Origin of the sequence: Pedobacter sp. KLB.chiD (assembly GCF_047040275.1) — a bacterium.
Classification (GTDB): Bacteria; Bacteroidota; Bacteroidia; order Sphingobacteriales; family Sphingobacteriaceae; genus Pedobacter.
Genome location: NZ_CP178207.1, coordinates 3,037,099 through 3,056,732 on the forward strand (window position 1 = coordinate 3,037,099; position 19,634 = coordinate 3,056,732).

Here is a 19,634-nt window from a genome sequence, read left to right on the forward strand (position 1 = left end):
ACCATACCGGCAACTGTTTGTTAAATGATGACGCTATAATTTTATACGATGCTCACAAAACATTTAATCAAACCTCTTACCCTCTTCATTTTCCTTTTTTTAGGTAATTTTGCTGTTGCACAAACGGCCTATCAGGTAAAAGATATTCCCGATCCTAAAAAAAATGGTGGCGGCTACATTAGCGACCCCGATAACATTCTGGGTGCGGGAGCAGTTGCACAACTCAACAATACCATTGCCGATTTTGAGCGCGAGACCAAGGTGCAGATGGCTGTAGTGGTGGTTAACGATTTTGCCCATGATCAGGAAGATTTTGACTTTGCCTACGAATTGTTCAATACCTGGGGAGTAGGCTCAAAAACCAGCAATAACGGCTTATTGTTATTTATTTCGAAGACCCGGCGAAAGTATAGGTTTATTACGGGTACGGGTGCCGAAGGCGTTTTGCCCGATGTAAAACTCAAACATATTGCCGAACAGCAGCTTTTACCCGCTTTCAGGGAAAATGATTTTGCCACCGGTATTACCAATACCATTAATGCCATTGGAGAAATTATTTTAAATCCCGAAAACAAATCGGAGCTGAACCAATTGTTCACCCAGAAAGAAAGCAATAGTGATTTTGAAAATTTCTTATTACCTACCGGTATCATTATCCTTCTTTTTTGGGGAGCATTTAAAATTGTAAACCGGCAGGCTAAAAATACATTAAAAGACAAACCTCAATCAGATGGCTTCCAAAATGAAAAGATAGGAAAAGGCTGTGCGGTGGCTATGATGGTTACTTTTGTAGTTGTTTTTATATTCATCTTCCTTGGAGGCTTTGGATTGGTTGAAAAAATAAGACCAGAAAATATTCCTGTTATTTTGTATGTTATTTTGGCACTTGTACTTTTCGGCAGATACCTTTTCCACATTTCAGCGCTACGAAGCGTTTATAATGACGATAAAAACTTTTTTAATTCGGTAATTAGCTTTCACAAAAAAAACTTTTGGCTGATCATCTTTTCTCCCCTTATTTTAATCAGTATCCTGATATATTTATTTAAAAGGGTTAAGAATATTAGTCGGTTTAAGGCTGTACTGGATAGTAAGGGACGGGCAATGGTGCGTTTGGACAGGGATATTAATATTGAAGGTAAACCTTTTTTAACAAAAGGCCAACGTGAGGAGGAAATAGTAAAAACCTATGATTATGATATCTGGGAAAGTATTGATCATCAGGAACATATTATCAAGGCTTGGCCTGCTGAAGCATATAATAGCTACACCGAATGCCCTGACTGTTATTTCCGTACCTACCAACTCAATAAAAAGGTAATTACTAAAAAGGCTACCTATAGTCATGAAGGGCAAGCGAAAATAATAAACGAGTGTAGCTTCTGCAAAAAAACGGAATTTATAAAATGGATTACCTTGGCCATGCTGGTTGAATCGGGTTCATCATCCAGTTCTTCATCATCCGGCAGTTCATCATCTTCATCCTCAAGCAGTAGCTGGGGCGGTGGCGGTAGCAGTGGTGGCGGTACCGGAGGTAGCTGGTAACTTAGTTTACCAATTTATAAAACAAACCGCCTCGGTAAAAGGTATTTTTTTTAGAAAGATGCTCCTTTTTTCAAACTTATCGCGACCTATTAAAAGTATTTTCTAATTTTGAAACACTTAGCACGGTGTTTGCTTACAGCGTGTTTGCGATTACTGATTAAACTGTTCGCAGAAACTTATATTTATGACTAGAATTTTCTTCCTCCTCATTGCGCTTTCTATTTTTGCTAACCGATTAAACGCACAAGATCAGTATCGTGTTAAGGCCGATCAATTGCGTGTTAGAGAAAGCAGCAATCCCAATAGTAAGATCATTGGAAATATAGCTCAAAATGAGAAGATTACGGTTTTAGATGCCAGCGACACCAGGTTTTACAAAGTAAAGTTTAAAAACCGCGAAGGCTGGGTAAGCAAAGATTTCGTTGAAAAAATTGCTCCGGCAGCCAGCCCTACAAGTCCACAGACAACCAATACACAGCCTGATGCTGCTGCTTCCCAAACGGCAGCAAACACTGACATGTATCGGGTAACTGCCGACGACTTAAGGGTTAGGCAACAGGCTGATCCAAAAAGTAAAATAGTTGGGTACCTGCCAAAAAATGAAAATGTTGCCGTTATCGATTCTTCTAATACCAGTTTTTATAAAATTAAAGTTACCAATGGCGAAGGATGGGTGAGCAAAGAATTTTTGGTCAGGATTTCGCCTGTAAAAGCAAAAGCCGAAAAAACAAACGTCGCTGCATCTGTGCCTCAGGTAAAACAAAATTATACAAACATTATCTTTTTTGCAGTAGTAGCCTTAATACTGATTACCATATTATACTTTTCGATTAAATATGCCAGTGGCAATAAGTTTTTGATCGGTTTTTCAGTAATTGTGATTCTCGTAATCGGGTATTTCTGTTACATCACTTTTATACAGGCAAAAGTGGTAACAGGCACCTTTGCCAGCAATGAAGATATACAATATAAATCTTTCAATTTTAAATCGAAAGATTCAGTAACGGTTACCGATGCCTATACAGATTCTGTTTTCACCTCAAAATACGTGATTGATGGCGATATGATTAAATTATACGACCAGCAAAACACCATTATGCTTTTAATCAGGGATGAAGAGACATTAATTGGAGAAGGTTTTACGAGGGGGACTTTTACGAAAAAATAGAAGTTCATTAATTAGATGCTGACGATAACGGGCTGCGAGGTATCGTCATCTCAACCGCAACGCCTGCCCGTACAGGCGGGTAGAGATCCTTTAGCTTAGTCCAAAGATTTCTCCATTCCGCTTCACTACAGTCGAAATGACGCCGTTTATAATAATCTGCGATGGTAACTTGCTTCCAAACCCTTAAAGGATAAGCGCTCGTCCTATGACAGGCTCAGGATGACAATATTTTTTTAACTTAACTAATCACTTGAGTTCGATTAATATTTGCAGCAAGTATCTACTTTTTATCGCTTCTAGGCTAGGCGTCGCGTCATGCTGAATTTATTTCAGCATCTTATTTGCAGGAAATACCCTGAAATGAATTCAGGGTGACGACCTGTTCATACAAAATATTCATACAGAAAAATAAAAAAGCATTATTAATCGAACTCAGGTTAATAAACTGTTCTAAAGGAACGTTTTGGCAGGTATTTTTCACAGCCCCTTGTTTCTAAACCCGATAGAGCGGAATAGCCCGGAGCGCAGCGAGGACTATAAGCGATAGCGGGACCGCTGCTCCCGATGAAACAAGGAGCGCTGATTTTCAAATAAATAACTCAATAAAATGCGATAATAAAACAGTTCTATTGTAAAAGAACAGGCTTTCAATAGAATAGCAACCCTGCCTTTCAGGCACCCCTGCATAGGACGGCATTGATAAAGCGCTAAAAATCAGCCAGATTTATTAAAAAAAACTTTTTCATAATTAAAAAAAGTATTACCTTTGCAGTCCCTAAATAAGGGAAAAAGGAGACAATTAATTAATGGCTAAAAAACAAGTAGCAGAAAAAGAATTAGCAGCAAAAACAGCTGAACTTCAGGGAGAAGGCGGACGCCTGACTGAAAAAGAAACGATTGAATCAGAAGCTGATTCAGTTTCGATCGAATCGATCAAATCATCATTAGCAACACCAAGCGAAGATTTCGACTGGGATGCAGATGAAAAAGTTTTTGGTAACTACAATGAAGCAGACCGTAAAAAGTTTGAAGATATGTATGCCGGAACATTCAACCAGATCACTAAAGGTGAAATCATCAGCGGTATCGTTGTTTCAATCAACAACAAAGATGTAGTATTAAACGTAGGTTTCAAATCAGACGGTTTAGTTTCTACTTCAGAATTCCGTGATACACCAGATCTAAAAATCGGCGATTCAGTTGACGTATTCGTTGAAGCACCAGAAGATGCTAACGGTCAATTGATTCTTTCCCGCAAAAGAGCTAAAACCCAAAGATCATGGGAAGCCATTAACGAGGCGCTTGAGAATGACAGAATCATCAACGGTTTCGTTAAGAGCCGTACCAAAGGTGGTTTAATTGTTGATATCATGGGCGTTGAGGCTTTCTTACCAGGATCTCAAATTGATATTAAACCTATCCGCGATTACGATGTATACGTGGGTAAAACAATGGAATTTAAAGTTGTTAAAATTAACCACGAGTTTAAAAACGTAGTTGTTTCTCATAAAGTGTTAATTGAAGACGATTTAGAAAGCCAAAAAGTAGAGATCGTTTCTAAATTAGAAAAAGGTCAGGTGTTGGAAGGTACTGTTAAAAACATTACTGATTTCGGTGTGTTCATCGATTTAGGTGGTGTTGATGGTTTACTTCACATAACTGACATTTCTTGGGGCCGCATAGAGCATCCAAAAGAAGTATTGTCATTAGATGAAAAAATCAATGTGGTTGTTTTAGATTTCGATGATGAGAAAAAACGTATCGCTTTAGGCTTAAAACAATTAACTCCACACCCTTGGGAAAACTTAAGTGCTGACATTCAGGTTGGTTCTAAAGTAAAAGGAAAAATCGTTACTGTTGCAGATTACGGTGCTTTCTTAGAAATCATCCCAGGTGTTGAAGGTTTAATCCACGTTTCTGAAATGAGCTGGTCGCAAAACTTAAGAAACCCACAAGAGTTCTTAAAAGTTGGTGACGAGATCGAAGCTGAAGTTTTAACTTTAGACAGAGACGAGCGCAAAATGAGCTTAGGTATTAAACAATTATCTAACGATCCATGGCAAGAAGTTGCTGCTAAATTCCCGGTTGGAAGCAAGCACAAAGCAACAGTTAAAAACATGACTAACTTCGGTGTATTTGTTGAAATCGAAGAAGGTATTGATGGTTTAATCCACATCTCTGACTTATCATGGTCTAAAAAAGTTAACCACCCTAACGAATTCACTAAAGTTGGTGACGTGTTAGACGTAGTTGTTTTAGAATTAGACGTTGATAACCGTAAATTAAGTTTAGGTCACAAACAACTGGAAGAAAATCCTTGGGATACTTTTGAAACGATCTTTACTTTAGATTCGGTTCACCAGGGTACTGTTGTTAAAGTAACTGATAAAGGTGCTGTTATTGCTTTACCTTACGGTGTAGAAGGTTTCGTACCAACTAAACACATGGTTAAAGAAGATGGTACTTCAGTTAAAGCTGAAGAAACCAATGACTTCAAAATCATTGAATTCAACAAAGAAGCAAAACGTATCGTAGTATCTCACGCCCGTATCTGGGAAGAGGTTAAAGCTGAAGCTGTAGCAGAAGAAAGAAATGCTAAGAAAAAAGAAGCTAAAGCTGCTGTAACTGCGGTTAAAAAAGTTAAAGATTCTGTAGAGAAATCTACTTTAGGAGACTTAGACGTATTGGCTCAATTGAAATCGCAATTAGAAGGCGAAGAAAGCAAAGCTAAAAAAGGCTAGTTCTTTTTAACTAAATATTTAATCCCGATAGCGAAAGTTATCGGGATTTTTTTTGTCCCATCCAGTAAGGTCTTTGATACCTTACAGGATTGTTTTTTTCTATAACAGCCACGGAAACACGGAGTTCGGGAATTTTCTTAATAAATCGTTTAGTAGTAACGAAGTTCCCTCGAAACGTCATCTCGACTGAAGCGCAGCGAAACGGAGAGATCTATCGAGACAGATTTCTCGACTGCGTTGCACTTCGCTCGAAATGACGGCATTACTTTATGTAACAAAATAATCCAATCTCCTCTACTTATTCTGTACATCCCTTCTATTATCACTACTTTTGAAATTGTAATTCAGCCTTTCCCGCATGAAAAAAATTATCTTTTTGTTTCTGATCCTTCTTTCGTTTAAACTTTCTGCACAGGAAATTAATATTATCCCGCAGCCTGTACAATTGAAAACCAATTCGAACGAGCTGCCATTTAAAATAGATAGTACTACAGTATTATATACAAACGATTCTTCTGCCATTGCATCGATAGAATTCCTACAAAATTATCTTAGTTCAAACTATAATTTCAAACTCAAAACAGCTAGAATTCCGGATATAAACCGAACCAATGCTATAAATTTGATGATAGTTGAAAAAATTTCTAATCAAAAAGAATACATTTTAGCGGTAACCAGTAAATCAATATTAATAGGTTCCACTTCTGACACATCAATTTTTCAGGGAATCCAAACACTGATACAACTTTTACCTACTTCAAAATACTTTCCGCTTCAAATTCCTGCGGTTTCCATAACAGATTATCCGCGCTTCGACTACCGAGGCATGCACCTAGATGTAAGCCGACATTTTTTTGATGTAGATTTCATCAAACAATACATTGATTATTTGGCCCTGCATAAAATGAACTATTTCCACTGGCATTTAACCGATGATCATGGCTGGCGCATTGAAATCAAAAAATACCCAAAACTGACCGAGATCGGTGCCTGGCGCAACGGAAGTATCATTGGTTTATGGCCGGGAAAAGGAAATGAAAATATTAAATATCAGGTTTTTCCAACCGAAGTTAAAATTACACCAAAAGATGCTGTAATTAAAACTGATGGCATTCGCCATGGTGGTTTTTATACCCAGGAGCAGATTAAAGAAGTGGTTGATTATGCGGCCAAACGTTACATTACCATCATCCCCGAAATTGAAATGCCAGCCCATAGTATGGCATTATTAGCCGCTTATCCGGAACTGGGCACCGAACCCAATAAAAAGTATGAAGTTGCGCAAACCTGGGGCATGATGAACAAATACAACAACGTACTACAGGCATCAGACACTACTTTTAAGTTTTTAAAAAATGTTTTAACCGAGGTGATGGATTTATTCCCTTCTCCATATATCCACCTAGGTGGCGATGAGGCTTCTAAAATATGGTGGAAACAATCTGCCGTTTCGCAGGAAATTATGAAGGCCAATGGCCTGAAAAACGAAAGCGAATTACAAAGTTATTTTATCCGCAGGATGGAGAAGTTTGTGAACAGCAAAGGTAAAACCATTATTGGCTGGAATGAGATTTTACAGGGAGGCCTGGCACCAAATGCGGTGGTAATGAGCTGGCAGGGTGAAAAAGGAGGCATTGAGGCAGCCAGGCAAAATCACAAAGCCATTATGACACCCGAAAATACGATGTATTTTAACCATAGGCAGTTTGTAAAAGAAGATAGCCTGGCTGCCAATAAGTTTTCTCCGCTGATTGATGTTTACCATTATGAGCCCATACCGACAGCATTAAATGCGGAACAGGCAAAGTATATTTGGGGTGCTCAGGGTTGTTTGTGGAGCGAATATGTTACCAATCCGGCTAAGGTACAATACCAGCTATTTCCACGCCTGGATGCTTTGAGCGAAGTGTTGTGGAGTCCGAAAGAAAAACGTAATTATCCGGATTTTCAGAAAAGGCTAAAAACGCAGTTTAAACGATACGATCTAATGGGAATTACCTACTCGAAAAGGTATTTAGAAAATTAATGAATGATCTTTTTTGTCACCTGCAACTGATAAGTACCCGGTGTAATGCCTACGATCTTTTTAAATGCCCTGATAAAATAATTCGCATCGTTAAAACCAAGTTCATAACTTATCGAAGCCACTTTTGCCCTGGGCTGGGCAAGTAAAATTTTGGCTTTGTTAATTTTTTCAGCCAGGATAAAATCATTAGGACTAATTCCCAATTCGCGTTTAAACAACCGATAAAAGGTTGCCTTGCTCATACAGGCCTTATCGCTCAGGCTATTGATGCTGATCTTCTCGTTCAGGTTAGCTTTAATGTAATTCAGCACAAAGGCCAATGGATTTTGATTGATGTTATAACCTTCATCGCTGATGGTTTTTAGATTTTGGGTCTGCATAATGCGCACCAGTAATTCTTTTAAAGTTAAATCAGCCAGCACATCTTTTTCTTTGCTATGCTCAGAACAAATGCGGACAACCTTATTGATCAGGTAGGCAATTTCTTCATTATTGTAAAAATGGTATTCATCATAATTCAACAACCACTTATCGTTACTTCCCTCCTTTGGGAAAAACTCGTTTAAATAAGCAATCGTTTTTTGGATCTGTTCCTGATCAATAGCCAGAGCAATACATTGCGTAGGATTTTGATTGGTAGCTTCCGGAAAATCGATTTCCATGGTAACCGATGGGGGGACAATAACGGTTTGACCGGGAAAATAATCGAAACCCACTTTATCGAACAGATGCATTACCTTTTTTCCCCTCAGCATACTCGTAATTACAAAATCGTTAAAAGTAAGGGGAACTTTATAAGATTGCGTATAGGTTTCGAAAACATTTAATTCGCAGCGCTCTAAAGTGTAGGAGGTTCTGTTCTCTACCAGAGTCTGCAAGGTCTCCGTAGTACTGAGTTTCACCTGATCTAATGTATGTTGCATAAACCGAAATAATTGGTTAGACTATTTATAATAATCAAATATAATGATTTCCATCTTCTTAAACTCCTCATCCGAAGCTCCTGTTACCCAACCACACACCACCATTTCCGCTGACCGGACTGCAAAGCGGGCAGGGTTATAAAATGGTTACACAACCTGAAACAATAATGCTACCGATTGATGCGATTATCCTATCTATACCATCTGCTTTGCCTTTAGGTTTGTATCAACCAAATCTTATTACTGTAAAATCATGATGAGCCACCCTATTAAAAATCCTATATCAACCCCGCTCAAAATGGTTTTTAAAATTTAATCATTAATAATAATTATGGAAAACTTAATTGAAAAACCTTCATTCAGATCCCACTACGATAACTATATCGGGGGAAAATTTGTAGCGCCGGTTAAAGGTGCGTATTTCGATAATATATCCCCTATTGACGGTAAAGTTTTTACCAGGGCGGCACATTCTACCAAAGAAGATTTAGAATTAGCTGTTGACGCTGCACATGAAGCCTTTAAAACCTGGAGCAAAACCTCTTCTACCGAAAGAAGCATTATTTTAAATAAGATTGCACAACGGATGGAGGATAACCTCGAATATCTGGCCACTGTTGAAACCATCGACAATGGCAAAGCAGTTAGAGAAACTTTAGCTGCTGACTTACCGCTTGGCATAGACCATTTCAGGTATTTTGCCGGCGTGATCCGTGCGGAAGAGGGTTCGTTGTCGGAACTTGATCAAAATACAGTTTCCTTAATCGTACATGAGCCGATTGGCGTGGTGGCACAAATTATTCCATGGAATTTCCCCTTGCTTATGGGTATCTGGAAACTGGCCCCTGCCCTGGCTGCAGGAAACTGTGTGGTATTAAAACCTGCAGAAAGCACTCCCGTTTCAATTATGGTACTAATGGAACTAATTGGTGATTTACTGCCTCCGGGTGTGGTTAACGTGGTAAACGGCTTCGGATCAGAACTCGGCCGTGCATTGGTTACCAATCCTAAAATTTCAAAAGCAGCATTTACGGGTTCTACCCCTACCGGAAGATTAGTGATGCAATATGCTACCGAAAATATCATCCCGGTTACACTGGAACTGGGTGGAAAATCGCCAAATATCTTTTTCAGCTCGGTGATGGCAGAAGATGATGCCTTTTTAGATAAAGCCATAGAAGGCGCGGTGATGTTTGCCTTAAATCAAGGCGAAATTTGCACCTGTCCCTCGCGTTTATTGATTCAGGAAGATATATATGAAAAATTTATTGCTAAAGTAATCGAGAGGACAGAAGCTATCAAAATTGGCAGTCCGCTGGATAGAACAGTTATGATGGGGGCGCAGGCTTCGAAAATCCAATACGAAAAAATTGCGCAATACATTAAATTAGGTAAAGAAGAAGGTGCAGAAGTATTAACCGGCGGAGCGATAAATGAACTACCTGGCGAATTGGGTGGCGGTTATTATATTAAGCCAACCATTTTTAAAGGCCATAATAAAATGCGGATTTTCCAGGAAGAGATTTTTGGTCCGGTATTGGCCGTAACTACTTTTAAAACCGTTGAAGAAGCCATCGAAATTGCAAATGACACTTTATATGGTTTAGGTGCAGGCGTATGGACGCGCGATGCCCATGAGCTTTATCAGGTACCCCGTGCTATCCAGGCAGGACGTGTTTGGGTAAATCAATATCATGCTTACCCTGCAGGTGCGCCTTTTGGCGGCTACAAACAATCTGGTGTGGGTAGGGAAAATCATAAAATGATGCTGGGGCATTACCGCCAGACTAAAAACATGCTGATTTCTTATGATAAAAACAAATTGGGTTTCTTTTAGTTGGATTATAGTTGATGGTTTATTGCATCATATAGAAGACCATAGTTGATGGTTTGTTATTTCATAGCTTGGTGTTTCATTAAAACTAAATCTTTAGCTAAGTGAAATAAACATCGAGGCTATCAACCACCTGACCATCAACTATAAAAATATTTGCTTCTTAAAAACCCATTAATAAAATTGGTATTATGGTATCCCGAATAGACAGTACAGAAAAAGCAAAAGAATTAATTGCAGTACTCAAAGAAAAGCACGGAGAACTGATGTTTTACCAGGCTGGTGGATGTTGCGAAGGTACCCAGCCGCAATGTTTTGAAAAAGGCGGTTATTACCTGCGTATGCGCGATGTTTGTTTGGGTGAAGTAGAAGGCTGCGAATTTTGGGTAGACAGGGATCTTTTTGAATACTGGAAATTTTCGCATTTTACTTTAGATGTGCTGGATGGTTTTGGAGTAGGTGGTTTTTCTTTAGAAACTCCAATGCAGAAAACCTTCAAAATACATTACCGTTTATTCACTGAAGAAGAATTAGCAAATTTAACTCCGGTTAAAACAGCAGAATAATTTTTGTGTATTTGGTGAACACAGGTCAGCTTGGAGTAATCCGGCTGACTTTTTTGTTGTTTGTTCTATCATGCTGATTTAGACCAGCATTTTTCTTGTTTTTAAAAATTTATGCAATCTTTGCAGTCAAAACAAAACCATGCGTAAACTATTTGCTGTCCTTTCTACCATCATCACGCTATTTGCCATTAAAGAAGCAATATATGTTTTTATTTCTCAGGAAGCAGACATGGTTAAACAGCGCCCGATCCTCATCGTAATTTCATTGAGCATCTGTATTCCATTGATTGTGCTATCGCTGTGGTTATGGTCGCCGCGAAATAAAAGAAACCAAAAATAGCAGATCGCTATTCTTTACTATCATCAATTATCCATGGTTTACTTTTATTATTAGTTACTTTTTAAAGAAATTTATTATGAAACAGACATTTTTAGTGTAGCGTACTCCACTTTCAATTAAACAATTGAATCAATTTTCTTCAAATCTACATTAAACTGGCGCAAAATCTTTTTTGCATGTTCCCCTTGCAAAGCGGTAAACCTCAAAACATCTTCTTATCGCGTCCAATTGCAAACTGTACAGATGGGTTACAGAGATTGCAAACACCATCAAAAAATCACAGTGTTTTTCGATATCATTGTCACAAAGCTATCCAATTTATCAAACTAAAAGCTAAAACACTATTTTTAGCAAAAAAAGTAAGCCTATGTCAATCACTACAGAAGAGGAATTATCAGGAATGAAACGTGTAAGCAAAGCTGTTGCCTATACGCTTAAGGAAATGCGGAATTTTGCGAAACCAGGTATCTCTACTAAACAACTAGATGATTTTGGTGGTGAGATTTTACAAGATTTAGGTGCGAGATCTGCACCCAAATTAACCTATCAATTTCCCGGGTGGACTTGCATTAGTGTAAACAACGAAGTAGCACATGGCATCCCATCAGCTCATAAAATATTAATGGAAGGTGATTTAGTGAATGTAGATGTATCTGCCGAATTAAATGGTTTTTGGTCTGATAATGGTGGTTCTTTTGTTTTGGGAAAAGATTTACACCAACATCAATTATTGGTAGATGCTTCCAAAAACATTCTTAAAAAAGCAATTAATCAGATAAAAGGCGGAGTTAAAATTTCAGAAATCGGTCGATTAATTGAAACGGAAGCCAGAAAATCAGGATTTCGGGTCATTAAAAATTTAACCGGACATGGTGTAGGCAGGAGCCTCCATGAAGCACCTCATGAAATTGCGAATTTTTACGATCGTTATAACTTTGAAAGGTTTAGAAAGAACACTACCGTGGCAGTAGAAACCTTCATTTCAACCGCTTCCAGCATTACTGAAACTCAGGACGATGGCTGGACACTGATTGGAAATAAGGGTGGATTTGTAGCCCAACATGAACATACCATCTTAATTACCGGCGATAAGCCATTAATCTTAACTGCAGAAAACGACATCTGGATTTAACAATCAGCTATTTTCAAATTCGACTTCTCAACCTAGAAACATTTTTCTATATTTGCCCAATCCTTCTTCAATGCAAAAGAAAACACTTCTTGACGGACAAAAAATTCAGATTACAATTAAGCGGCTTTGCCATCAATTAATTGAAAACCATGACGATTTCGCAAATACCGTTTTAATTGGCATCCAGCCAAGGGGTATTTTTTTGGCTGACCGCATTCATCAGGATCTTCAACAGATCTTAAAAAACAAGAAAATTTTAAAGGGAAACCTGGATATCACTTTCTTTAGAGATGATTTCCGCCGTAAAGACGGATTGGTTACCGCGAGCAGCAATTCGATGGATTTCATTATAGAGGGTAAAAAAGTAATCCTGATTGATGATGTACTTTGGACCGGCAGGACCATTAGGGCAGCGCTTGATGCCCTGCTTGCTTATGGCCGGCCAGAGAAAGTAGAACTTTTAGTTTTAATAGACCGCAGGTTTAGCAGACACTTACCTATAGAACCTGATTATATTGGCCATCAGGTAGATAGTTTAAACTCGCAACAGGTGAAAGTAACCTGGGCGAGCGAAGGAAGTGAAGATAAAGTGATTTTAATATCAGAACCATCACTGCAAAAATGAGCCTAAATACCTTCCAAAAGGAGTACTCTGGCATGAAAGCTCTATCTGACAATTAAAACAATATCATAAAACAGATCATAACAATAAATAAAATGGCAGCAGAAAAACTATCAACCCGACATCTTTTAGGCATTAAAGATATTAACCGGAATGATATCGAATTGATTTTCGAAACTGCAGATAATTTTAAGGAAGTGATAAACCGCCCGATCAAAAAGGTCCCTTCACTCCGTGATATTACGATTGCCAATATCTTTTTCGAAAACTCTACCCGCACGAAACTTTCGTTCGAACTTGCTGAAAAAAGACTTTCGGCCGATGTAATTAATTTTGCCGCCTCGTCATCTTCAGTAAGCAAAGGTGAAACCCTGATCGATACGGTAAACAACATCTTATCTATGAAAGTGGATATGGTGGTGATGCGCCATCCTTATGCCGGGGCAGGTCAGTTTTTGAGCAAACATGTTAAAGCACAGATTGTAAATGCCGGAGATGGCGCACATGAACATCCTACACAGGCCTTACTTGATGCTTTCTCCATCCGTCAGAAATTGGGCGATGTAGCGGGTAAAAAAATAGTTATCGTGGGTGATATTCTGCATTCCCGTGTAGCCATATCCAACATTCTCTGCCTGCAACGCCTGGGTGCGGAGGTTATGGTTTGCGGTCCTACCACTTTAATTCCGAAACACATCCACCAATTGGGTGTAAAAGTTGAACATAATTTAATTAAAGCGCTGAACTGGTGCGATGTAGCTAACATGTTACGTATCCAGTTAGAGCGTCAGGACATTAAATATTTCCCATCTTTAAGGGAATATGCCATGATGTATGGCTTAAATAAAAAGATCTTAGACAACCTCGATAAAGAAATTGTCGTAATGCACCCCGGTCCGATAAACAGAGGTGTGGAGATTACCAGCGATGTAGCCGACAGCAAACAATCGATCATTTTAGAACAGGTAGAAAACGGAGTGGCCGTGAGAATGGCCGTGCTGTATCTGTTGGCAAGCCAGGGGTAAATTAGTTTGGAGTTGAGAGATAAGGGTTTTCGAGTCCGAAGTCTTGAGTCTTTAGGCCAGAGTCTTGAGTCTGGAGTTGATATTTTGCAATTAACAGATTTAAAGAATTAATCCTCCTGCTGATCCTTGCGTTGACTGAAGAATCCATTTTACAGTTAAGAATGGTGTGGCAACTCATGAACGGTTAGATCCTAATTTTCCACATTATTCCACCCCCTGATACCAAACCAAAAATCCTGTCGTTAATTTGTGTTATTAACAGATGTTAATTACTTCTGTTGATAAGCTTTGATACTATTTCTAATTTAGTACCAACCATATTTGAAACCAATGCAGAAAAGATACCTACTAATTCCGCTACTTTTAGCAGGAAGTTTTAGCACATACGCCCAAGTTAGCGCTGTGCAAAACCTCAACAAAAACTATCAAACGGGCTTAGAATTATTAGACAAAGAAAAATACACGGCAGCCGCGCAACAATTTAAACTGGTTGAGCTGCAACGTTATAAACCTTCTACCCAAACAGAAAGCAATGCCGAGCTGTCCTTACTAAAGGAGAATGCGAAATTTTATGCAGCCGTTTGCGCATTGGAATTAACCAATGCCGATGCCGAAAGTCTGTTTCAGGCATTTATCCGTGATTATCCGTTGAATCCCAATACCAAACTGGCTTATTTCTACGTTGGCAAAACTTATTTCAACCAAAAAAACTATAAAAAAGCGTTAGAATGGTTCGAAAAAACCGATCCTTCTACCCTTTCGGGCAAACAAAGAAATGAATATCAGTTTAAGCAGGGTTATGCTTATTTCGAGCTTAAAGACTACGATAAGGCTGAACCCCTATTCGAAAAAGTAAAAAAAGAAGAAGGCGATTTTCAGGAAAGTGCCACTTACTACTTTGCTTATATCAATTACCTAAACAAAGAGTATAAAACGGCGCTGGCCAATTTCGAAAAATTAAAAGGCTCGCCTACTTATGAGGCCAGTTATCCGTATTACATCACATCAATGTACTATTTGGATGAGCGTTACGATGATGTGATCAGCTATGCGCTGGCAGCGATTCAAAAAACCAAACAACAGTTCGAGCCTGAAATGTTGAGCCTTGTGGCGGCATCTTATTTTGCAAAATCTGAATTTAAAAATGCGGAAAAATATTTTGCTGAATATTATGCAAAAGATAAAAGCGAAACCAAAAACAATCTTTTCATTTATCAGTACGGTTACGCTTTATTCCAGAATAAAAAATATAAAGAATCGATCAGCGTTTTAGAAAAATTAAATAACGACGACATTTACCTGCAAAATGGTATGCTTACCCTGGGTAAGGATTTCATCCAGCTGGGCAACAAACAAAAAGCTCAAAGTGCATTTTTCAGGGCTTCGCGTTTAAGTTTTGATAAAGTAATCCAGGAAGAAGCCTGGCTAAATTATGCCAAATTAAGTTACGAACTCGAGTTTCACCAACAGGCTTTAGAAGCTACACAGGGATTCTTGAAAACCTTCCCAAGATCTCGTAAAATAAACGAGGCTAAAACCTTGCTGGGTGAGGTTTTATTAACTACTAAAAACTATCAGGCTGCTGTTGATATTTTAGAACCTATCCCTGATAAAACATTAGAGGCTAAAGAGGCTTATCAGAAGGTAACTTATTTCCGCGGGTTGGAGTTTTATAACGAAAGGGCATTTCCAAACGCCTTATCCATGTTTCTGCGTTCTGACAAATATCCGGAAGATAATGAAATTTATGCTTTAAACACCTATTGGAAAGCAGAATCGATGTACGAACTGCGTAAGTACGGAGAAGCGGTTACGACTTTCGAAAAATTCCTGAAAATGCCTGATGCCGATAAAACGGGTGTATACAATTTTGCCAACTATGCTTTAGCGTACGCAGCATTCGAAGATGAGAAATACAGCAAGGCGGCCAACTATTTCGAAAAATTCCTTGCAGGAAACGATAAAGATCAGAAAACCATTGATGATGCCACGATTCGTTTAGCCGATTCGTATTTCGTTAATAAGAATTATGGTGATGCGATGGCAAATTACAACAAGATCATCAACAGACATACCACTTCCGAGGATTATGCCACTTTCCAGAAAGGAATGATCCAGGGATTGGAAAACCAGTATGATGCGAAAATTGCCACCATGCAGAATTTATTGAAGGCTTTTCCAAACTCAAACTACGCGGATGATGCCGGTTTCGAAACGGCCTATACCTATTTCAACAAAGGTGATTTTGATAAATCCAAATCTGACCTCGTAGAACTGGTGGCCAAATATCCACGCAGCAGCTATGTAGCCAAAGCTTTAGTTACCATTGGTTTGGTTCAGTATAACCAGGATCAGGACGATGCCGCTTTAGAATCATTCAAAAAAGTGATCCGTGATTATCCAACTGCCGATGAAGCAAAACAGGCAATGGAATCAATTAAGAATATTTATGTAGACCGTGGTGACGCAAATGGTTTTATTGCTTATGCTGCCACTACCCCGCTGGGAAATTACTCTGGCGCAGAACAGGATAACATCGTGTTTGCGGCAGCGAACAATACCTATTTAAAAGGAGATGCAAACGGTGCATTCCAGGCGATAAATGCTTACTTTGATAAATTTCCTAAACCAATACATGAAAAGGAGGCTAAATTCATCAGGGCCGAATCGCTGGTTAAATTAGGTCGACCGGATGAGGCCATTCCTGATTACGAGTTTATCTTAAACGACTGGACAAGCGATTATACAGAGCGTTCATTGGTGAGTATCTCACAATTGTTTTTAAACCAGAAAAAATACAATGAGGCGATTGTTTACCTCAAAAGACTGGAAACAACAACCGATTACAAATCGCATTATAGTTTTGCCATCAATAATCTGTTAAAGGCTTATACCGCCCTAAACATGCCTGATGACATGTTGAAATATGCACAGTTGACCAAAGAATCTGAAAAAGCATCTGAAGAAGAAAAAAACAGTTCAAGCTTATACTCCGGTAAAGCCTACCTGTTAAAAGGCGACACTACAACTGCCATAAAAGAATTCAAAAATGTAGTAGCCAAAACAAAAACCATTGCTGCTGCCGAAGCCAAATACAATTTAGCTTTATTGGAATACAACAAAGGCGATTTCAAAACTTCATCTAAAACCTGTTTTGATCTGATCAACAACATGGCTGCTTACGATTACTGGGTAGCGAAAGCCTTTATTCTTCTATCTGATAATTACGTGGCCCTTAAAGACAATTTACAGGCAAAAAGTACACTTCTCAGTATTATTGATAACTACGAAGGCAAGGATGACATCATCCCTACGGCCAAAGAAAAACTAGAAAAACTAAACCAGAAGAAGTAACAATTATGAAATCGATTAAGTATATATATAGTTCACTGTTTTTTATAGCCGCCGGATTAATGACCGCACAGGCACAGGATAAAAAAACGGAGGAAAAAGGGGTAGTAAATGAAGAGATTGAAGTAGTACGCCCCTATAAACCAATTTTGGCAGAAGCGGTAAAGTTAAGGAGAAGCCCGAATTTAGACGACGTTAAAACGTACAAAGCGAAACTAAACTACAGCATTATGGATAGGAAACTGGAGTTGAACAGTGATATCCAAAAGTTGCAGGCACAGGCGCTTGCCGAAGAAAAAGCGAGCATTTTAGTTAACAATTATGTAAAAGGTGCTTTCGGTTCTTTGTCTACTCTTTTGGGCGAGGCCTATTTTAACACCGGCAAAGATGAAGGATTACAGGTTGGTGGTTATTTTAAACACTTTAGTCAGGAAGGAAAGTTAAACAAACAGAACAGCAGCAACCAACAGTTAAGCGTTTTTGGCCGCAGCATTTTAGATGAAAACACAGTAAGTGGCCGAATTAATTTTGAGCGTAACGGCACTTATTTTTACGGCATCGACAACAGCAGGCCTGCCTTAAATCCTAATCCCGATAAGCAGGCGTTGACCACCATCGAATTAGAAGGCGAACTGGTGAAAAACTTTACCGAAGATGAAGATGCCTTTAGCTATGCATTAAAAGCCAATGGCTATGTCTGGAACGATAAATTTAGCGCTAAAGAAAATTACCTGAGCTTAAATGGTTATGTAAACAAGCGCATTAATTCTTTAAACCTTGGTTTAGCCGCATCAACCGAATTTGGAAATTCCAAAGATGCTTCGACCAGTGTTGGCAATAATCTGTTGCGTTTAAATCCTTATATCCGCTTACAGGTTAAGGGAGCTAAAATTACGGCTGGTGTTAATTTTGTTCAGGAATTTGGTGCCTACAGCAGCTCAAAAATATTCCCTGCAGTTACAGCCGATTTTACGCTGATTCCTGATTATTTACAGGTTTTTGGAGAGGTTAAAGGGGATGTAAACCGAAACTCGCTAAAAGGCTTTACCGATGAAAATCCTTGGCTAAACAGCAATATCCTGGTTAAAAATACCATAGAAAAATTGAGTTTCAGCGCAGGCGTTAAGGGTACCGGCGGACCAGGTTTTGGTTACAAAGCCCGTATCTATGTAAAACAGTTTGATGATATGCCATTGTTCGTAAATAACTTTACCGACTTTAACAAATTTGATGTGATTTACGATTTTGGCAAAACGAAATTAACCGGCTTGGAAGGCGAAATTTCTGTTCAGGTAAGTGATGCTTTAAAATGGACCGGTAAATTTAACCTGGATGATTGGAAGCCTGCTTCTGAAACTTACTCCTGGTTCAAACCTGGCTTAAAAGTAAGCTCAAACTTTATGTATACCTTCAACAAAAAATTGAGTTTTAATGCCGGTGTAGTCATTCAGGATGATGTAAAAGCTAAAGTGTATACCGGCACTCCTGTTCCGGCATCGCAATACGTCATCCCTAACACAAGCATAGAACTTATTGAAACCGTTAAAGGTTATGTGGATTTAGGTGTTGGTGCAGATTACAGGATCAATAAAAAATTCTCTGTTTTTGCTAAAGCAAACAACATTTTAAATAATAATTACAGCAGGTATTTATACTACCAGGCAAACGGATTTAACATTTTTGGCGGATTAACCTATTCGTTTTAGGATAGAGAACTTCTGAATTTTGACCGAAAACAAAAATGCCTTCTACAATCAGGAGGCATTTTTTTATGGATACATTTCTGAAAATCTTATCATGAGGTTATTCCAATCATTCTTTATCCCACCAAACTCTTGCGGTCAGCACATCACCTCCGGCTATTCTTGCTACAGCGTCTTTATAATTCCGGGGTTGTTCAGCACTTCGGTTGACAGATAAATCATCCTTCTCGGATTGTGCCATTGGTTCTGCTTTCATCAAGCGGATTCTGGTTTACAAACGCGGTAATCTTCTCGGCGTCAACCTTTGCCGAAGGATCTAACTGCGCAAGTGACTGTATAGCCCCGGTTAATCCGTTAGTGTAATGCAGTTTTGCTGTACCACTGATATTCCACCCCCTCGAGATTATCATATAACGGGTAGGCTCAAAAATCAATTGCAGCTGGAATGCCATTTATGGAAGCTATTCTGTACCTAATATACCAGGACTGGCCAAAGCGAACCTTAGTCCAGCAGCAGTTGATATTCAGGCAACCAATTCATCAACAGCAGCATCGTTAGCCACACAAACCGTTAACAATGGTTATGGCATTTACCTCTATTACAATTTACCAAATAACGATGTGCATACTCATCTGTCAGGCATATCGAGCAAACTAT

At 38.8% G+C, this 19,634-nt stretch carries 14 protein-coding genes; 12 read left to right on the forward strand and 2 right to left on the reverse strand.

The genetic code is table 11. The features are described from left to right. Nucleotides 1-48 precede the first annotated feature (48 nt). From ACK1I8_RS12490 to ACK1I8_RS12505, 4 genes are all read left to right on the forward strand, one after another. Nucleotides 49-1,545, forward strand: coding sequence for a TPM domain-containing protein (locus ACK1I8_RS12490; protein ID WP_412465717.1), 1,497 nt, complete (start codon nucleotides 49-51; stop codon nucleotides 1,543-1,545). Between the two features lie 184 nt (nucleotides 1,546-1,729). Further along, nucleotides 1,730-2,713 (forward strand): SH3 domain-containing protein, encoded by a 984-nt coding sequence (locus tag ACK1I8_RS12495; RefSeq protein WP_412465718.1) that lies wholly within the window; start codon nucleotides 1,730-1,732, stop codon nucleotides 2,711-2,713. An 806-nt stretch (nucleotides 2,714-3,519) separates the two neighbouring features. Continuing rightward, nucleotides 3,520-5,454, forward strand: coding sequence for a 30S ribosomal protein S1 (rpsA, locus tag ACK1I8_RS12500; protein ID WP_039482263.1), 1,935 nt, complete (start codon nucleotides 3,520-3,522; stop codon nucleotides 5,452-5,454). A 358-nt stretch (nucleotides 5,455-5,812) separates the two neighbouring features. Beyond that, the gene (locus ACK1I8_RS12505) at nucleotides 5,813-7,480 is read left to right on the forward strand and encodes a beta-N-acetylhexosaminidase (RefSeq protein ID WP_412465719.1); all 1,668 of its coding nucleotides are present in this window, start codon (nucleotides 5,813-5,815) and stop codon (nucleotides 7,478-7,480) included. Here the strand turns inward: ACK1I8_RS12505 and ACK1I8_RS12510 are convergent. Then, nucleotides 7,477-8,403 carry an AraC family transcriptional regulator gene (locus tag ACK1I8_RS12510; RefSeq protein WP_412465720.1) on the reverse strand — a complete coding sequence of 309 codons (927 nt, stop codon included), beginning with the start codon at nucleotides 8,401-8,403 and terminating at the stop codon, nucleotides 7,477-7,479. The genes ACK1I8_RS12505 and ACK1I8_RS12510 overlap by 4 nt on opposite strands. A 331-nt stretch (nucleotides 8,404-8,734) precedes the next feature. Between ACK1I8_RS12510 and ACK1I8_RS12515 the strand changes: the two genes are divergently transcribed. From ACK1I8_RS12515 to ACK1I8_RS12550, 8 genes are all read left to right on the forward strand, one after another. After that, nucleotides 8,735-10,240, forward strand: a complete 1,506-nt coding sequence (locus ACK1I8_RS12515; protein ID WP_412465721.1) for an aldehyde dehydrogenase family protein — start codon at nucleotides 8,735-8,737, stop codon at nucleotides 10,238-10,240. Nucleotides 10,241-10,428: 188 nt separating this feature from the next. Then, nucleotides 10,429-10,803 (forward strand): DUF779 domain-containing protein, encoded by a 375-nt coding sequence (locus tag ACK1I8_RS12520; RefSeq protein WP_412465722.1) that lies wholly within the window; start codon nucleotides 10,429-10,431, stop codon nucleotides 10,801-10,803. A 139-nt stretch (nucleotides 10,804-10,942) separates the two neighbouring features. Further along, complete coding sequence (locus tag ACK1I8_RS12525; protein WP_412465723.1) at nucleotides 10,943-11,143, forward strand: hypothetical protein; 201 nt, start codon at nucleotides 10,943-10,945, stop codon at nucleotides 11,141-11,143. Between the two features lie 367 nt (nucleotides 11,144-11,510). Next, entirely contained in the window at nucleotides 11,511-12,275 is a 765-nt protein-coding gene (map, locus tag ACK1I8_RS12530) for a type I methionyl aminopeptidase (RefSeq protein ID WP_412465724.1), read from the forward strand. A gap of 70 nt (nucleotides 12,276-12,345) precedes the next feature. Continuing rightward, a complete protein-coding gene (gene pyrR / locus ACK1I8_RS12535) occupies nucleotides 12,346-12,900 on the forward strand; it encodes a bifunctional pyr operon transcriptional regulator/uracil phosphoribosyltransferase PyrR (protein WP_412465725.1) in 555 nt (184 codons plus the stop codon). A 92-nt stretch (nucleotides 12,901-12,992) separates the two neighbouring features. Beyond that, a complete protein-coding gene (locus tag ACK1I8_RS12540) occupies nucleotides 12,993-13,922 on the forward strand; it encodes an aspartate carbamoyltransferase catalytic subunit (RefSeq protein ID WP_412465726.1) in 930 nt (309 codons plus the stop codon). Between the two features lie 330 nt (nucleotides 13,923-14,252). Continuing rightward, on the forward strand, nucleotides 14,253-17,276 hold the full coding sequence (locus tag ACK1I8_RS12545) for a tetratricopeptide repeat protein (RefSeq protein WP_412465727.1): 3,024 nt from the start codon (nucleotides 14,253-14,255) through the stop codon (nucleotides 17,274-17,276). Nucleotides 17,277-17,281: 5 nt separating this feature from the next. Then, the gene (locus tag ACK1I8_RS12550; RefSeq protein ID WP_412465728.1) at nucleotides 17,282-18,979 is read left to right on the forward strand and encodes a hypothetical protein; all 1,698 of its coding nucleotides are present in this window, start codon (nucleotides 17,282-17,284) and stop codon (nucleotides 18,977-18,979) included. A gap of 215 nt (nucleotides 18,980-19,194) precedes the next feature. Here the strand turns inward: ACK1I8_RS12550 and ACK1I8_RS12555 are convergent, their stop codons facing one another. Next, nucleotides 19,195-19,428 carry a hypothetical protein gene (locus ACK1I8_RS12555; RefSeq protein WP_412465729.1) on the reverse strand — a complete coding sequence of 78 codons (234 nt, stop codon included), beginning with the start codon at nucleotides 19,426-19,428 and terminating at the stop codon, nucleotides 19,195-19,197. Nucleotides 19,429-19,634 lie beyond the last annotated feature (206 nt).

Bases quoted from the DNA above. Each gene is read 5' to 3' on its own strand.
- ACK1I8_RS12515 (WP_412465721.1), top strand. From the start codon at position 8,735: ATGGAAAACTTAATTGAAAAACCTTCATTCAGATCCCACTACGATAAC.
- pyrR (WP_412465725.1), top strand. From the start codon at position 12,346: ATGCAAAAGAAAACACTTCTTGACGGACAAAAAATTCAGATTACAATT.
- rpsA (WP_039482263.1), top strand. From the start codon at position 3,520: ATGGCTAAAAAACAAGTAGCAGAAAAAGAATTAGCAGCAAAAACAGCT.
- ACK1I8_RS12545 (WP_412465727.1), top strand. From the start codon at position 14,253: ATGCAGAAAAGATACCTACTAATTCCGCTACTTTTAGCAGGAAGTTTT.
- ACK1I8_RS12555 (WP_412465729.1), bottom strand. From the start codon at position 19,428: ATGGCATTCCAGCTGCAATTGATTTTTGAGCCTACCCGTTATATGATA.
- ACK1I8_RS12520 (WP_412465722.1), top strand. From the start codon at position 10,429: ATGGTATCCCGAATAGACAGTACAGAAAAAGCAAAAGAATTAATTGCA.
- ACK1I8_RS12505 (WP_412465719.1), top strand. From the start codon at position 5,813: ATGAAAAAAATTATCTTTTTGTTTCTGATCCTTCTTTCGTTTAAACTT.
- ACK1I8_RS12510 (WP_412465720.1), bottom strand. From the start codon at position 8,403: ATGCAACATACATTAGATCAGGTGAAACTCAGTACTACGGAGACCTTG.
- ACK1I8_RS12525 (WP_412465723.1), top strand. From the start codon at position 10,943: ATGCGTAAACTATTTGCTGTCCTTTCTACCATCATCACGCTATTTGCC.
- ACK1I8_RS12540 (WP_412465726.1), top strand. From the start codon at position 12,993: ATGGCAGCAGAAAAACTATCAACCCGACATCTTTTAGGCATTAAAGAT.
- ACK1I8_RS12550 (WP_412465728.1), top strand. From the start codon at position 17,282: ATGAAATCGATTAAGTATATATATAGTTCACTGTTTTTTATAGCCGCC.
- ACK1I8_RS12490 (WP_412465717.1), top strand. From the start codon at position 49: ATGCTCACAAAACATTTAATCAAACCTCTTACCCTCTTCATTTTCCTT.
- ACK1I8_RS12495 (WP_412465718.1), top strand. From the start codon at position 1,730: ATGACTAGAATTTTCTTCCTCCTCATTGCGCTTTCTATTTTTGCTAAC.
- map (WP_412465724.1), top strand. From the start codon at position 11,511: ATGTCAATCACTACAGAAGAGGAATTATCAGGAATGAAACGTGTAAGC.